The 15,225-nt window shown below is 64.3% G+C and carries 14 protein-coding genes; 6 read left to right on the top strand and 8 right to left on the bottom strand.

The features are described 5' to 3' along the window. Positions 1-39 precede the first annotated feature (39 nt). Both FJ934_RS06565 and FJ934_RS06570 read left to right on the top strand, forming a co-directional pair. Positions 40-519 (top strand): thioesterase family protein, encoded by a 480-nt coding sequence (locus tag FJ934_RS06565; RefSeq protein WP_140607962.1) that lies wholly within the window; start codon positions 40-42, stop codon positions 517-519. Positions 520-781: 262 nt separating this feature from the next. After that, positions 782-979: a hypothetical protein gene (locus FJ934_RS06570; protein WP_013894716.1), complete on the top strand. Its 198-nt coding sequence runs from the start codon at positions 782-784 to the stop codon at positions 977-979. Positions 980-1,055: 76 nt separating this feature from the next. Here the strand turns inward: FJ934_RS06570 and FJ934_RS06575 are convergent, their stop codons facing one another. Next, a complete protein-coding gene (locus FJ934_RS06575) occupies positions 1,056-1,535 on the bottom strand; it encodes an Lrp/AsnC family transcriptional regulator (RefSeq protein ID WP_140607964.1) in 480 nt (159 codons plus the stop codon). A gap of 89 nt (positions 1,536-1,624) precedes the next feature. Between FJ934_RS06575 and FJ934_RS06580 the strand changes: the two genes are divergently transcribed. After that, positions 1,625-2,536: a DMT family transporter gene (locus FJ934_RS06580; protein ID WP_140607966.1), complete on the top strand. Its 912-nt coding sequence runs from the start codon at positions 1,625-1,627 to the stop codon at positions 2,534-2,536. A gap of 25 nt (positions 2,537-2,561) precedes the next feature. On the opposite strand, the gene FJ934_RS06585 is transcribed toward FJ934_RS06580, so the two are convergent. Further along, entirely contained in the window at positions 2,562-3,458 is an 897-nt protein-coding gene (locus tag FJ934_RS06585) for a dienelactone hydrolase family protein (protein WP_140607968.1), read from the bottom strand. Between the two features lie 129 nt (positions 3,459-3,587). Then, positions 3,588-3,812 carry a hypothetical protein gene (locus FJ934_RS27910; protein ID WP_181165538.1) on the bottom strand — a complete coding sequence of 75 codons (225 nt, stop codon included), beginning with the start codon at positions 3,810-3,812 and terminating at the stop codon, positions 3,588-3,590. Positions 3,813-3,876: 64 nt separating this feature from the next. Here FJ934_RS27910 and FJ934_RS06590 point away from each other — a divergent pair, with 64 nt between their 5' ends. Further along, on the top strand, positions 3,877-4,311 hold the full coding sequence (locus FJ934_RS06590) for a hypothetical protein (RefSeq protein WP_140607970.1): 435 nt from the start codon (positions 3,877-3,879) through the stop codon (positions 4,309-4,311). Positions 4,312-4,465: 154 nt separating this feature from the next. On the opposite strand, the gene FJ934_RS06595 is transcribed toward FJ934_RS06590, so the two are convergent. After that, positions 4,466-6,781 (bottom strand): glucose/quinate/shikimate family membrane-bound PQQ-dependent dehydrogenase, encoded by a 2,316-nt coding sequence (locus FJ934_RS06595; protein ID WP_140607972.1) that lies wholly within the window; start codon positions 6,779-6,781, stop codon positions 4,466-4,468. On the opposite strand from FJ934_RS06595, the gene FJ934_RS28305 reads away from it, so the two are divergent. Then, positions 6,768-7,148, top strand: a complete 381-nt coding sequence (locus tag FJ934_RS28305) for a hypothetical protein (protein ID WP_226890749.1) — start codon at positions 6,768-6,770, stop codon at positions 7,146-7,148. The genes FJ934_RS06595 and FJ934_RS28305 overlap by 14 nt on opposite strands. Before the next feature lie 80 nt (positions 7,149-7,228). Beyond that, a complete protein-coding gene (locus FJ934_RS06605; protein WP_140607974.1) occupies positions 7,229-9,910 on the top strand; it encodes a UvrD-helicase domain-containing protein in 2,682 nt (893 codons plus the stop codon). Between the two features lie 30 nt (positions 9,911-9,940). On the opposite strand, the gene FJ934_RS06610 is transcribed toward FJ934_RS06605, so the two are convergent. The 4 genes from FJ934_RS06610 to FJ934_RS06625 all read right to left on the bottom strand — a co-directional run bounded on the left by FJ934_RS06610 (position 9,941) and on the right by FJ934_RS06625 (position 15,144). Continuing rightward, positions 9,941-10,255: a hypothetical protein gene (locus FJ934_RS06610; RefSeq protein WP_140607976.1), complete on the bottom strand. Its 315-nt coding sequence runs from the start codon at positions 10,253-10,255 to the stop codon at positions 9,941-9,943. Between the two features lie 54 nt (positions 10,256-10,309). Beyond that, positions 10,310-11,065, bottom strand: a complete 756-nt coding sequence (locus FJ934_RS06615) for a DUF4239 domain-containing protein (protein ID WP_140607978.1) — start codon at positions 11,063-11,065, stop codon at positions 10,310-10,312. Between the two features lie 101 nt (positions 11,066-11,166). After that, positions 11,167-12,720 (bottom strand): trimethylamine methyltransferase family protein, encoded by a 1,554-nt coding sequence (locus tag FJ934_RS06620; RefSeq protein ID WP_140607980.1) that lies wholly within the window; start codon positions 12,718-12,720, stop codon positions 11,167-11,169. A 12-nt stretch (positions 12,721-12,732) separates the two neighbouring features. Then, a complete protein-coding gene (locus tag FJ934_RS06625; protein WP_140607982.1) occupies positions 12,733-15,144 on the bottom strand; it encodes an FAD-dependent oxidoreductase in 2,412 nt (803 codons plus the stop codon). Positions 15,145-15,225 lie beyond the last annotated feature (81 nt).

Below are 15,225 nucleotides of genomic sequence, written 5' to 3' on the forward strand. Positions count from 1 at the left end.
CAGCCACGCTGTGTCCAGCACCAGAACAAGGAAGTTTCGATGTCCATCCCCGCCCCCTTCGTCTCCAGGCCCATGGATATCGAGAAGGATTGGATCGACTACAACGGCCATCTCAACATGGCCTATTACAACGTGCTGTTCGACCGCTGTTCGGACGAGGCCTTCGAAGCGATGGGCATGGGGCTGGATTACGTGAAAGAGCGGCGGCTCACCATCTACACCGCCGAAGTCCATGTCTGCTACGTGCAGGAACTGCACCTGGACCACAAGGTCACGGTTTCCTTCCAGCTCATCGACCATGACGAGAAGCGGCTCAGGGCCTACCAGGAAATCCGCCATGTCGACGGCTGGCTCGCCGCCACGTCCGAGACCCTGTCGCTGCATGTCGACATGGCGGGGCCGAAGGTGGCACCCTTCCCCGCCGATGTGCTGGCCAGGATCGAAGCCATGCGCGCCGCCCATTCGGCCCTGCCCATGCCCGAGCGCGCGGGCCGCTCGATCGGCATCAAGCGCAAGTAGGGCGAGGCCGGTATCCGTCCAGCTTCCGAACGGCGAGGCGACCGGGTCTGACTTCAAAGCCACACCCGAAACTCAAAATCGCCGAACCTTTGATGTCCGCTGGCACCGGTGCTTGAAGCGGCTCCGGACCCACGTTAACCTTACCGAGGTTTTAACGGGAACAAGCCAATTGAGACGTTGAACGACTCAGCGGAGCGGTCGAAAACGATCCGCATCGAGTTGCGATACGGGCGGCGGGGCAAAGCCGGTTCGAGGGACGTGCATGAAAACCGACATCAAGGTCGAGGTGGACAGGCTGGCCGCCGATCCGCGCATAACGGACTATGATTTCTGGCGTTCGCTCAAGAACGTCGACAACGAAATCTTCCACATCGCCAACAACAATGAGCCGATCCCGTTCGACATGATCCGCTGGCGCAGCATTTTAAAGCGCGCCCGCCTGAAGCGCGGCCATGCCTGACGCCGGCGAGCCGGCCCGAGGCTGATGCCGTTCGTGACAGCCGCCCCGCAGAAACATCCGATAACTTCGCGCTATTTCACGGCGATCGCCGGATCGCCGCCAGAGGCGAACGCGTGGTCACCGGCGACGACTGGATGATGGCCGTGTTCGTCATCGCATAGGGGATGATGCGGTCGATCACCCGTTCGAGTTCGGCGACCGAGCCGACGTGCGCCAGGGCGATGAAGCAGTCCTCGCCGGTCACCCGGTCGCATTGCGCGATTTCGGGCAGTTCGCGAATGATCTCGGCCACGACCGACAATTGTCCCGGCACCGGCCGGATGCGCAGCCACGCCGACAGCTTCAGCCCAAGGGCCGCAGGATTGATCCTCACCGAATAGCCTTCGATCACGCCATTTTCCTGGAGCCGCTTGATGCGCTCGGCGACGCTGGGCGCCGACAGGCCGACCGAGCGCGCAAGCTCCGCCGTGCTGGCGCGTGCGTCTTTTTCCAAGAGGCGCAGGATCTTCATGTCGGCCGCATCAAGATCGATATTTTCAATCCGAAGGCGCTTCATTGAAAGCTCCTTGCTTCCAGTGATGAAAACGGCCTGATAATCGACCATTATCCATGTAAACTGCGAAAAACGCCTGCGATACTGATCCGATGGACGATCGAACGCAAGCTTCTGCCGCCAGCCCTGCCCTCGGCCGCCACCTGCCCGGCAGCCTGGCGGAAAACCTGCCGCCGCATGTCTGGTTCGGTGTCAGCGCCGTCTTCCACTATCTCGGACCGGCCTTCGCCGTGCTGCTTTTCCCGCATGTTGGCGTGCTCGGCATGGCATGGCTGCGCATCGCCAGCGCGGCGCTGATTTTTGCGCCGCTGACGCGCCCATGGCGGAGCTTCGCCCGCGCCGATCGCCCAACCCGCCTGCTGTTGCTGGCCTTCGGCACCTGCCTGGCGGTGATGAACTGTTCGTTCTACCTGGCGCTTGACCGACTGCCGATCTCGCTGGTGGCGGCGATCGAATTCGTCGGCACCATCGGCGTCGCGCTGGTCGGCCTCAGAAGCGCTCGCAACCTGGCCGCCCTGGCCGTGGCCGTCAGCGGCACCTTGCTGCTGATCGACGTCAAATGGTCCAGCGATCCTGTCGGGCTGTTCTGGGCCTTCCTCAACGGCGCGCTCTTTGTCGGCTACATCGTTCTTGGCCACCGCGTCGCCCACGCCGGTGCGGGCGACGGCATAGCGGGCCTCGGCGCCGCCATGGCGGTCGCCTTCGTCGTCGTGCTGCCGATCGGCCTCAGAGACGCGCTGCCCGCCTTCTTCTCACCGCTGCTTCTCATTGCAGCGATTGGTGTCGGCATCTGTTCTTCGGTCATTCCCTACATCTGCGATCAGCTTGCCATGTCACGGCTGCCGCGCTCGAGCTTTGCGCTGATGCTATCGCTGCTGCCGGTCACGGCAACGCTGATCGGCGTCATCGTGCTACGCCAGGTTCCCGGCCTCAGGGATTGCCTCGGCATCGCGCTGGTGGTGGCCGGCGTTGCCTTCCACAAGCCGGCCCCATCAGCCAGGTGACCCGGCCGGCTGCGTGACACTCGCGCTATGCCAGTTTCTGCTTGAGGAAAGCGACAGTCCTGCCCCAGGCGAGATCGGCCGCCTTCTTGTCGTAGCGGGCCGCCGACGTGTCATTGTTGAAGGCATGGTTGGCGCCTTCATAGACATAGACCGTGTACTCGACATGGGCGGCGTCGAGCTCTTTCTTGAAGGCATCGATGCCGGCATTGGTGCGTTCGTCGAGCCCGGCATAGTGCAGCAGCAACGCGGCCTTGATCTTCGAGACATCGGCGGCCTTCGGCTGCATGCCGTAATAGGCGACGCTGGCGGCGAGATCGGGCGCGTTGACGGCCAGCATGTTGGCCGTCCCGCCGCCCCAGCAGAAGCCGATGACGCCGACCTTGCCATTGCCGTCCTTGTCGGCCTTGAGGAAGGCGACGGTCGCCACGCCGTCGGCCACGGTCTGCGCGGAGTCCAGTTGAGTGAACATGTCGCGCGCCTTATCCTCGTCGGCGGGTGTGCCGCCGAGCGGTGACAGGAAATCCGGCGCAAGCGCCACGAACCCCTCCAACGCCACGCGCCGGGCGACGTCGCGTATATGCGCGTTGAGCCCCCTGTTTTCATGGATGATGATGACGGTGCCGAGCTTGCCGGTCTGGTTTGCCGGTTTGACCAGATAGCCCTTCATTTCGCCGCCGCTGCCGGGATAGGTGATGTCCTCGCCTTTCACGCGGGGGTCGTTGTCGGCAACGATTGCCGCCTGGGCGGAATTGGCAGCCAGAAGCGGCGCGATCGCGGCCGCCGCCGCGCCCGATCCGGCAAGCCTCGTCAGCTGTTCCATGAAGCGCCGGCGATCGAGCGTCAGATGGGTGTATTCGTCATAGGCGTCGATCATCGCCTGGGTAATGACGGGTTTTCCGGTGTTTGCGGATGTCGTCGTCATGGACGCACTCCTCGATCTCGATGCCTCGACTGCCTTGCGGTTGGCAAGATAGGGGCGAGCCTCACATCGTCCAGTCACGGCTCGGTGACACTCCGGTTGCGCGGCTATGGGCGAGCGGCGGGACGATCATCACGTTTTGGTCATCGGCGACAAATCTTGATGGCGCTGCCACAATAGTGGGGGAAACTGAGGAACCGGCCGCCCCATGGGGCGGCCACGGTCCTGAATGGTCCGATCTGAAAGGAACACGCCGATGACCATGACCTCGCCAATCCTGGCAACCGCCTTCATGGTTGCCGCAGCCGCCATCCTGGCGATGCGCGCGACCGTTGTCGCCACGAGCTGGAAATCCATGGTCAAGGTTCGCAGCCGCCAGCGCCATCCGGCAAACACCAAAACCCAAGGATGAGGTGAGATCATGAACGTCCAGGATATCGTCAACACCGTTTCTCAAAAGGCAGGCCTCGATCAGGCGACGACAGAGAAAGTCGTCGGCACCATCCTCTCGGTGCTGGAGCACGAGGCCGATGGCACCAGCGCCTCCTCGTTTTTCGCCAAGATCCCCGGCGCCGATGATCTTGCCCACCAATATGACGTCATGGCCGCCGCCCCAGCCGGCGGTGGCGGCTTCCTGTCCTCACTGCAGGGCGCGCTTGGCGGCGTTCTCGGCGAAAAAGCGGGCGCGCTGGTCAACGGCCTCGCCGCGCTCAAGGCATCCGGCCTCGACATGGCGCAGATCCAGAAGGCGGGCGCCACGCTGGTCCAGCAGGCCGAAGCCGCCGCCGGCCCCGATTTGACCAACGAGGTGCTCGGCTCGGTGCCGAGCCTGAAGAGCCATCTGGGGCTTGGCTAAGGCGTTCGACTCGGAAGGCTTTGCGCCGCCCTCATCCGGCTGCCGCCACCTTCTCCCAGTGGAGTGACTGGGGAGAAGGTGCAATTTCAGCCCTGGCGCAATCCCTGCACAACAATTCCGGCAGAACTTGATCGATCACTCGTCCAGCATTGCCTTACTTCGGCAGCGCGTAAGCCATCACATAGTCCCCGGGCTTGGTGTCGACCGAGCCATGGCCGCCGGCGACGATGACCACGAACTGGCGTCCGTCGGCGACCGTATAAGTCATCGGCGTCGACTGCCCGCCGGCCGGCAACCGCGCCCGCCAGAGCTGCTTGCCGGACGTCAGGTCGTAGGCGCGCAGATAGTCGTCAACCGCGGCACCCAGGAAGGCGACGCCACCAGCGGTGATCATCGGCCCGCCGATACCGGGCACGCCGACCCTCAAGGGCAGCGGCAGCGGCGTCATGTCGTAGACCGTGCCGTTGCGGTGCTTATAGGCAACCGCGCCGGTCCTCAGATCGACGCCGGCGACATAGCCCCAGGGCGGCGCCTGGCAGGGAATGCCGAGCGGCGACAGGAACGGTCCCATAACCACCGCGTAGGGAGCGCCCTCATTGCGGTTCAGCCCCTGCTCGCTGCCCTTCGCGTCGCCCGGCGGCGGCACGTCGGCGCGAGGAATAAGTCTGGATGTGAACGCCAGGTAGGTCGGCATGCCGAATATCACCTGCCGCACCGGGTCCACGGCGACCCCGCCCCAGTTGAAGACACCGAAATTGCCGGGATAGATCAGCGATCCCTGTAGGGAGGGCGGCGTGTAGCGGCCTTCATAGCGCAATTTGTGGAAGGCGATCCGGCACGCCAGCTGATCGAACATGGTGATGCCCCACATATCGGCATCGGTCAGCGGCGGCGGGTTGAAGGAGAGGCCCGACGCCGGCTGCGTCGGCGATGTGTGGTCGCCTTCGATGGCGCCACCGGGCGCCGGCATTTCCTTGACCGGTATCATCGGTTCGCCGGTACGCCGGTCGAGCACATAGAGATCGCCCTGCTTGGTCGGTCCGACCAGCGCCGGCACCACTGTCCCGTCGCCCTTGGTGATGTCGATCAGGCTCGGCTGCGCCGGCACGTCCATGTCCCAGAGGTCGTGGTGCACGGTCTGCCGCACCCATTTCAACTGCCCGGTGTTGAGGTCGAGCGCGGTGATAGAGGAGGAGAATTTCTCGACATTGGCGCTGCGCCCGGCGCCGAGCTGGTCGGGAGTCTGGTTGCCGAGCGGCACATAGACCAGGCCGAGCTTCTCGTCGGCGCTCGGCGTCGACCACATGTTGGGCGAGTTGGCGGTGTAGGTCTGGCCGGCCGGCAGCGGCGTGATCTGATCCGGATTGCCGGAATCCCAGTTCCACAGCAATTTGCCGGTGCTCGCATCATAGGCGCGGATGACGCCGGACGGCTCCTGCGTCGAATAATTGTCGTTGACCGCGCCGCCGACGATGATCTTGCCGCCCGCGATCAGCGGTGCCGAGGTCGAATAGTAATAACCCGACTTCGGGTAAGGCATGCCGGTCAAAAGGTTGAGCGTGCCGCCCTCGGCGAAGGCCGGACAAACCTGCCCATTGGCGGCGTCGAGCGCGATCAGCCGCGCATCCGACGTCGGCAGGTAGACACGGCTTGCGCAAGGCTGGCCGACGGCCCCGGCGGCATCGGCATAGTAGGACACGCCGCGACATGTCTGGTGCTGGCGGTCCTTGTCGAGCTTGATCTTGGGGTCGTAGCGCCATTTCTCCTTGCCGGTCGCCGCATCGATGGCGATGGCGAAATTGTGCGGCGTGCAGATGTAGAGCCTGTCGCCGATCTTAAGCGGCGTCACCTGATAGGTGGTCTCGCCGACATCGTCCGGCCCCTTCACATCGCCGGTGCGGTAGGTCCAGGCCGGCTGCAGATTGGCGACATTGTCCGGTGTGATCTGATCGAGCGGCGAGTAACGCTGGCCGAACTGCGTGCGGCCATAGAAGTGCCACTCGCCAGCTGGCACGTCGCCGCCAAGATTGGCATTGGGGATCACCTTGTCGGTGTCGAGCGCGCCGCCAATGTCCTTCGGGTCCGCGGTCATCGAATAGCCGGCCACCGCCAGCGATGCCAGCACGGCCAGGATCAGCGGCGCGCGCCCGTCAGGCCCGGCAAGGCCGCGCCTCGCCCAGGGCGTCAAAAGCCACAGCGCCACCAGCACGATGATGCCGCCGCGCGGGCCGAGTTCCCACCAGTCGAAGCCGGTTTCCCAGACCGCCCAGGCCAAAGTGCAGAGCACGATCGCTGCGTAAAGCCACAGGGAGGTGGACCGGCGTCGATAGAGCAGCCAGGCGGTGATCAGGAAGGCGAGGCCTGCAATGATGTAATACCAACTGCCGCCCAGCGAAGCCAACCAGATGCCGCCCGCGCCGAGCGCCAGGCCGATGAGGAAGAGGATGAGGGAGGTGATGGTGACAGCCAAGATGATACTCCTTCGACTGTTGCTCGCCAGTGAGGCGGCCATGGGCAACGTCCCTGCCCTTTGTTCAGCTTTCCCTCACCCGCTCCGCCTGTCAAGCTGGCCCACACGCCAAGGTGGCAATCCATCTTGCCATAAGCAGGCCGGTAACATTCGCGAGAAAGCCGAAAAGCGGATCATGGAAAATACTGCTTTCGCGTGTCGCGACTTGTCGCTTGATGATCTCGGCCTTTACGAAGCTTTCCTGGCCTCACCTGCCGGTAGCCACTATTACGACCAGATGCAGGTCGCTCTGGGCGCGGCGATAACCGACGAGGCGCGTGCGCTAGGGCAGCGATTTTTCGTCGCTCTCGGCTACCGCAAGGCCTGAGCGGCCTTCTCGGCACTTTACCGGGAACAAAACGTAGACAGTTCTGGTCTTTCGCCACCGAATCACTACATTCGGGGGAGATGTCCGGCTTTTCCGAAGACATGCCCTTTTTCGACGAACCCAATGCGCGGCCCGCGGCCCCGTCGGGCATTGCCGCGCGCGCCATGGCCGCCCGCGGCGGTCATAACAACGCGCCCGACTATCTCAGGGGATTGAACCCCGAGCAGAGGCTGGCGGTGGAAACCACCGAGGGCCCGGTTCTGGTGCTGGCCGGCGCCGGTACCGGCAAGACGCGCGTCCTGACCACCCGCATCGCCCACATCCTCGCCACCGGCAAGGCCTTCCCGTCGCAGATCCTGGCCGTGACCTTCACCAACAAGGCCGCGCGCGAGATGAAGCAGCGCATCGGCATCCTGATCGGCGAAGGCAATGTCGAGGGCATGCCCTGGCTCGGCACCTTCCATTCGATTGGCGTGAAGCTGCTGCGCCGCCACGCCGAACTCGCGGGGCTGCGTTCCGACTTCACCATCCTCGACACCGACGACGTCGTGCGGCTGATCAAGCAACTGATTCAGGCCGAAGGCCTGGACGACAAGCGCTGGCCGGCCAAGCAGTTCGCCCAGATGATCGACGGCTGGAAGAACAAGGGGCAAGGTCCGGCCGATATCGCCGAGGGCGACGCGCGCAGCTTCGCCAATGGCAAGGGCCGCGAACTCTACAAGGCCTATCAGGAGCGGCTGCGGACGCTGAATGCCTGCGATTTCGGCGACCTGCTCTGCCACCCGATACGCATCTTCCGCGCCAATCCGGACGTACTGAAGGAATACCACAAGCGCTTCAAATACATCCTCGTCGACGAATACCAGGACACCAACACCGCCCAGTACATGTGGCTGCGGCTGTTGGCGCAAAGGCCGCAGGTTTCGCGCGCATCGCCGACAAGCGATCTCCAATCGGCCGAAGGCCGCAAGCCCGACCGGGCGTCCGAGCCGTTGCGACACCCGCGCGGAGGGCCCGCGCCGGCAGGCGCGGAACAGCCCGTGAGCGATAACAAAGTCAACATCTGCTGCGTTGGCGACGACGACCAATCCATCTACGGCTGGCGCGGCGCCGAGGTCGACAACATCCTGCGCTTCGACAAGGATTTTCCCGGCGCCACCATCATCCGGCTGGAGCGCAACTATCGTTCCACCGCGCATATCCTCGGCGCCGCCTCCCACCTTATCGCCCACAATGAAGGCCGCTTCGGCAAGACGCTGTTCACCGACCGTGACGATCCCGAGGACGGCAAGGTCAATGTGCACGCGGCCTGGGATTCCGAGGAGGAAGCCCGCGCCATCGGCGAGACCATCGAGGCCTACCAGCGCCAGAAGCACAATCTCAACGACATGGCGATACTGGTGCGCGCCTCCTTCCAGATGCGCGCCTTCGAAGACCGCTTCATCACCCTCGGCCTCAATTACCGCGTCATCGGCGGTCCACGCTTCTACGAGCGCATGGAAATCCGCGACGCGCTGGCCTTCTTCCGCGTCGTTGCCAATGGTACCGACGACCTTGCCTTCGAGCGCATCGTCAACGTCCCCAAGCGCGGGCTCGGCGAGGCCACCATCCGCCAGATCCACGACACGGCGCGCGCGCTGCGCATCCCGATGCTGGAGGCGGCGGCGACGCTCGCCGAAAGCGACGAGCTGAAACCAAAACCCCGCGCCGCTTTGCGCGAAGTGGCCGCCAATTTCGAACGCTGGCAGAAGGCGCTGGAAACCAAGCCGCACACCGAGCTTGCCGAGACCATTCTCGAAGAGAGCGGCTACACCGACATGTGGAAGAACGACCGTTCGGTCGAGGCGCCCGGCCGGCTGGAGAACCTCAAGGAACTGATCCGCTCGATGGAGGAGTACGAGTCGCTGCGCTCCTTCCTCGAACATGTCGCGCTGGTCATGGATGCCGAGCAGAATGCCGACCAGGACGCCGTCAGCATCATGACGCTGCATTCGGCCAAGGGCCTCGAATTCGAGACCGTCTTCCTGCCCGGCTGGGAGGAAGGCCTCTTTCCTCATCAACGCGCGCTCGACGAGGGCGGCCGCTCCGGCCTGGAGGAAGAGCGCCGTCTCGCCTATGTCGGCCTGACGCGGGCCAAGAAGAACCTGCATCTCTGGTTCGTCTCCAACCGCCTCATCCATGGCCTCTGGCAATCGACCATCCCGTCTCGCTTCCTGGAGGAACTGCCGGACGCCCATGTCGAGATCGCCGAAACCGGCAATTCCTATGGCGGCTACGGCAATCCTTATGGCGGCGGCTCCTTCGCCTCCGGCCGTGGCGGCAAAGGGGCAGGAAGGCAGAATCCCTACGGCGCCTCGCGCTTCGACAATATTGGCGGCAATTCCGGCGGCACGGAAAAGTCGGGGGCTTTCTCCAACACCTACTCGACGCCCGGCTGGCAGCGCGCCCAGGCCAACCGCACCGAGGCGACCGACCGCAACTGGGGCACACGCTCCGGTCATCAGGTCGAGCGCATCGGCTATGGCGAGACCGATTCCGGCTACGGCGCCGGCCGCACGAGCATAAAAGGCCGCACCATCGACGGCGAGCTGGTCGCCAAATCCGTCGCCGACAAGCCGTCGCCCTTCAGCGTCGGCGACCGCGTCTTCCATCAGAAATTCGGCAATGGCAACATTTCGGCCATCGAAGGCAACAAGCTGACCATCGACTTCGACAAAGCCGGCCAGAAACGTGTGCTGGACGGGTTTGTCGCGGCGGTGTGAGTTCTGCCGGCCCCGTCTGGCCGCAGCCCCTCAATCCACCTTCTTCTCGCCCCGCTCGCCGGCCTTCACGATATCGCCCGTCGTGAACAGGATTTCCTTCAGTTCCGCCCGCCAGTCCAGCTTCTGGCGCAGCAGGAATTCGAGATCCATGCCGAAATGCTTGAATTCCTCGCTCTGCGCGTTCTGCATGATCGCCTTGGCCTGAGGGTCCTTCTCCACCCCCATGCGCTGTTCGTACCAGCTTATCGCTTCCGCCTCCTCGATCAGCGAGGTGATCATGCGGGCAAAGGTCCGCACTTGCTGCGACAGTTCTTCTGGCGGTTCGTGATACTGGTCGAAACCCATGTCGTCCTCCGTGGTTAGTCCCGGTGAATGCCCGGGAACGGCGCCGGTTCCGCATCATCGTTGCAATTCGGCCAGCGCCCTCTCCAGCGGTGCCGTCGATATTTGGATCGGGCCGGAAAATGCCAGATCCATGTCGAAGATCAGGTAGATCGCCCCGGCAATCATGGCTGCCGACACTACATAGGTGCCGATGGTGATCGCGTTTCGCGGTGCCCTGAAGCCGAAACCGGCGAAGATCAGCACCAGCCAGGCAACCAGCATGACAATCAGCGCCACGGGGATCGTACTCTCCGACTGCTCGATCAGAACCCAACGTAGTTCCGTCACCTTCTGCAGATGCTGGCGGGCATCTTGCAGCAAGGCGCTATGCGCGTCATCCGCCGGTATCAGCGCACTCAGTCTATTGCCGATCTCAATGAGCAGATGCTCCGATAGCCGGTTGGCGTCGATTGGCGTTTCATGGGTCGGCGAGTCCTGACCCGTCACGCGCTGCACATAGATGCCAAGAGGCTGGCGCACCACGTCGGTCCCAGGCCCGTATTGCCGGAGCGACCGGTCGAGAAGGATCATTTCGGTCGCATAGGCGTGCACGTTGCGGTCGATCGATTCGTAGGTGTTCCTGGCCGAGTTGATCATCAGCCCGAGCATCAGCGACGTCATGACCCCGAACAGATTGGCGGTGAGCCGAACCACGGTGTTCGTGTCGTCGTCGCGATGTTTGGCCGGCAATGTCGGCCAGATCGCCATGCTGGCGAACGCCGCCGCCACCAGGCATAGGAAGATCACCAATGCGATCAACGCTTCGCGCATCTGCTCATTCCTGCACGGCATGCGCCAATTGCCAATGGCAAGATACTGGTCACACAGCGAAAGTTGCGACTCCGTCAGGCGTTTCTCGTATTTCTGGTCTCTTACGATACCGGCGCTGCTCCACCCTCCTCGGTGCGCCGCGCGATGAACTCGTCCAGCACGCCTGACGTGGCCACCGCCGTCGCCGGCGGCGCGAAATCGGCGAGGATGCGTTTCCAGATGCCGGTGGCGCGTTCGGTGGCGGTCTTGGAACCGCTTTGTGTCCAGTTGCCGAAATTCGACCAGTCGGCCACCAGCGGCTCGTAGAAGGCGGTGCGGTAGCGTGCCATGGTATGACCTGCCGAGAAGAAATGGCCGCCCGGCTGCACTTCGGCGATCGCCTCGAACCCAATGGAATCGCTGTCGCCGGGCGTCGCCGCGCAAAGTTCGGCGATCGTCTGCAAGGCCTCGACATCGGTGACCAGCTTCTCCAGCGAGACGCTCAAGCCCCCCTCCAGCCAGCCGGCCGCGTGGATGCAGACGGTGGCGCCGGCCAGCACCGAGCCCCACAAGGCGAACTGCGTCTCATGCGCCGCCTGCGCGTCCGAGATGTTGGCGGCACTGCCGCCGCCGGACCGCCAGGGAAGGCCGGTGAAACGGGCCAGCTGGCCAGCGCCGAGCGTCGCCTTGATGTGCTCGGGCGTGCCGAAGGCCGGCGCTCCGGACTTCATGTCGACATTGGAGGAGAAGGAGCCATAGACCACCGGCGCGCCGGGCCGCACGATCTGCGCCAGCGTCAGGCCGGCCAGGGCTTCGGCATGCTGCAGCGCCAGCGCGCCGGCCACCGTGATCGGCGCCATCGCCCCCGCCAGGCAGAACGGCGTGATGATCGAGACCTGGCCCGCCCTGGCGAAATCGATGATGCCTTGCGCCATCGGTATGTCGAGCTGGCGCGGCGAGTTGGTGTTGATGACGGTGTAGCACCAGGCATTCGACTGAAATTCGTCCCGCGACAGGCCGCGCGCCAGCCTGACCATCTCGAAACTGTCGTCGACCTGCGGCGTGCCGCGCGCGAACACGAAAGGAAACTTGTCGGACAGCGTCAACTGCGCGCGGTTGACGGCATAGTGGCGGAAACGGTTGTCAACGTCCTGCGGCTCGACGCAGGGCCCCAGCATGTGCAGCACATCGAAATGCTGCACCATTTTGATGAACTCCTCGAAAGCCTCGAGCGTGCCGGGCCGCCGGCCGCGTACGAGGTCGGTGACGTTGGGCGCGCCGGAGCCGGCCAGGAACGTCATCGAACCCAGTTCGAGGGACAGGTCGCGGTCAGGCGCGCCGGCATGGGCATGGATCGATCGCGGCGCGGAGGCCAGCGCCGCCGCCACCATGTCGCGGCCGATGCGCACCATGTCGGTGTCCGGATCGACCAGCGCGCCGGCGCGAGCGAAATAGTCGCGCGCCTGCGGCAGCAGCACCTTGATGCCGAGCTCTTCCAGCACACGCAGCGCCGTGTCGTGGATCGCCGCGACCTGGTCATCCGAAAAGATCGGCTGCGGCAGGAACGGGTTCTTCAGCGACCGGTAATTCGGCCGGCGGCTGCTCTCGCTGCCGGCCTCGCCTGTCCGTCCACGCCGGCGTTCGCGCCTGCTGTCTCGTGCCGCGTCATCGACCATCGAAAATCCTCCTCATTGCCGCATCGCCTTGCCCGAGGGATCATAGGGCGAGGCCGCGATGACCCGCGCCGGCCGCTCGACGCCGACAATGTGCACCGAAAGCGTCGTCCCCTCCTCGGCAAAATCGTCGTCAACCAACGCCAGCGCGACGCTCTTGCCGATCGTGTAGCCAAAGCCGCCCGAGGTGACGAAGCCGACGCGGCGGCCGTCGCGCCACACCGGCTCGAAGCCGCTGGCGTCGGCATCGACGGCTTCGATCTCCAGCGTCACGATCCGCTGCGAGGTGCCCGCCTCGCGCTCCCTCAGCGCCGCGTCGCGGCCGACGAAATCGCCCTTGTCGAAAGCGATGAAGCGGTCGAGTCCGGTCTGCCCTGGAGTGTAGCCTTGCGTGAATTCGCGTGACCAAATGCCGAAGCTTTTCTCCAGCCGCAATGCATTGAGCGCGTAGTAGCCGACCTCCACCAGACCAAGGTCCTCGCCGGCGGCCAGCAGCGTTTGGCGCAGCGTCGCGTGCATGGCCACGGGGCAGCTGATCTCGAAGCCGAGTTCGCCAGCAATGGAAAGGCGGGCAACCCGTGCACGCACCATGCCGATGTCGAACGCGCCGCAGGCCATGAACGGCAGCGCTGCCGCCGACACATCCTGATGCGTGGTGCGCTCCAGGATCTTGCGCGCATTCGGGCCCGTCAGCAGGAAGCCGCTCATGGCGTCCGAAATGTCGGTGACCGTAACGTCCTCTCGCGCCTGGCTCTCGAGCCAGCGCATGTGGAATTCGCGCAGGTAGTAAGAGCCCATCAGCCAATAGTCACCACCGCCCCAGTTGATCACGGTGAGGTCGCCCTTCAAGCGCCCGTCCGGCCCGAGCATCGGCGCCAGCCGCGCCTGCCCGGCCTTTGGCAACCTGCACGCCAGTAGCCGGTCGAGCCACGCCTGCGCGCCAGCTCCCGAAATCTCGTACCGCGAGTAGGCCGAGATATCGATGAGACCCGCCGCACGCCGCACCTGCAGCGCCTCGTCGCCGACAATGTCGAAGGCGTTGGAGCGTTTGAGCGTGGTGTTCTCGCGAAACCCCATCGGCGCGAAATAGGCCGGGATTTCCAGCCCCCATGAGGCCGTCCATTCGCAGCCCGCGGCAGCCATCCCGTCATAGGCGCCGGGGCGCTTCAAGGGCCGGCCGGCTGGCAGCCGCTCATTGGGAAAGGTCATGACGAAACGGCGCGAATAGAACTGGCGCGTCGTCTGCTTGAGATATTCGCGGTTGGCGGCGAAAGCGCCGTAGCGGGCAATGTCCATGCCGAAAATGTCGGCCTGCGGCTCGCCGAAAATCATCCATTCGGCCAGCGATTTGCCGACGCCACCGCCCTGGCTGAAGCCGGCCATGACGCCGCAGGCGACCCAGTAGTTCTTCAAGCCGCGCACCGGTCCGACGATCGGATTGCCGTCCGGCGTGAAGGTAAAGGCGCCATTGACCCATTTGCGGATGCCGGCCGTTGCAAGGCACGGGAAGCGCTCATGCGCCTTGGCGAGTTCCGGGCTGATACGGTCTATGTCTTCCGGGATCAGTTCGATGCCGTAGTCCCATGGCGCGCCATCCATGTTCCAGTGCTTCGGATTCTGCTCGTAAACGCCGAGCAGCACGCCCTTGCGCTCCTGGCGCAGGTAGGAGAAGCCGTCGAGGTCGACGGCGATGCCGATTTCCCTGTCGAGCGCCGCGATCTCGGGAATATCCTCGGTGACGAAATAATGGTGCTCCATCGGCGTCACCGGCAGGTCGACACCGGCCATGCGGCCGAGCCGCTTTGCCCACAAGCCGCCGGCATTGACGACATGCTCGGCGACGATTGTGCCCTGCTCGGTGACGACGTCCCAATGCCCATCGGCGCGAGACTTCAGCTCGACCACACGGTTGCGCAGGATGACGTCGGCACCGCGCTTCCTGGCGGCGCCCGCATAGGCATGCGTCGTGCCATAGGGATCGAGATGGCCCTCGTTGGAATCGTGCAGGCCGCCGAGCACGCCGGCGACATCGACGATCGGGCAGATCTCCTTGATCTCTTCCGGCGTCACCAGCCGCGCGGTTTCGATGCCCACAGACTGGAACACCGCCCAGGCCGACTTCAGCCACTCCCAGCGGGCGGGATCGCTGGCGATGTTGACGCCGCCGGTCATGTGCAGGCCGATTTCCTGGCCGGATTCGGCTTCGATCTCGCGGTAGAGGTTGATGGTGTAATCCTGCAGCGCCGCGACGTTGGGATCAGCGTTGAGCGCATGGAAACCGGCCGCGGCGTGCCAGGTAGAGCCCGCGGTCAGCTCGGCACGCTCAATCAGCGCCACATCCGGCCAGCCGAACCGCGTCAGATGGTAGAGCACCGAAGCGCCGACCACCCCACCTCCGATGACCACTGCGCGATAATGCGGCTTCAAGGCCTTCCCTCCCGATCTGTCCGAAGCCGGCACCATATACGCACTGGACATAAGTGTCTAGTGCGCTGAATGCGCCCGATG

This window comes from Mesorhizobium sp. B2-4-12 (assembly GCF_006441575.1).
Lineage (GTDB): Bacteria > Pseudomonadota > Alphaproteobacteria > Rhizobiales > Rhizobiaceae > Mesorhizobium.